Origin of the sequence: Halioglobus sp. HI00S01 (assembly GCF_001635445.1) — a bacterium.
GTDB classification, from domain to species: Bacteria; Pseudomonadota; Gammaproteobacteria; order Pseudomonadales; family Halieaceae; genus Halioglobus; species Halioglobus japonicus.
The window spans coordinates 1-216 of the sequence record NZ_LWEE01000260.1; the positions used below are offsets into that span (position 1 = coordinate 1).

Annotated in this window: 1 protein-coding gene; it reads right to left on the minus strand. The window is 58.3% G+C overall.

Annotated elements, in window-relative coordinates; translation table 11 throughout:
- The coding region (locus A3709_RS17445; RefSeq protein ID WP_231871227.1) for an AMP-binding protein at window positions 1-201 on the minus strand (201 nt) is incomplete at its 3' end.
- Window positions 202-216 lie beyond the last annotated feature (15 nt).

The following is a 216-nucleotide window of genomic DNA, read 5'->3' on the forward strand; positions in this document are numbered from 1 at the left end:
GGGCATGTCGGCAGGTACGCCGGGCTCCATCGCTTCCCAGCCATCCAGCTTGCCCACGAAAATCAGCTTGGCCTCGGAGTGATCGAGAATATAGTTCACGGTCTCGGCGTTGAGCGTAGGGTACAGCGCGACGGTGCAGTGTCCCGCCATCCAGATGGCCAGCTCGGCAATAATGAAGTGAGCGCAGTTCTTGGAGATCATGGCGATGTTGCTGTT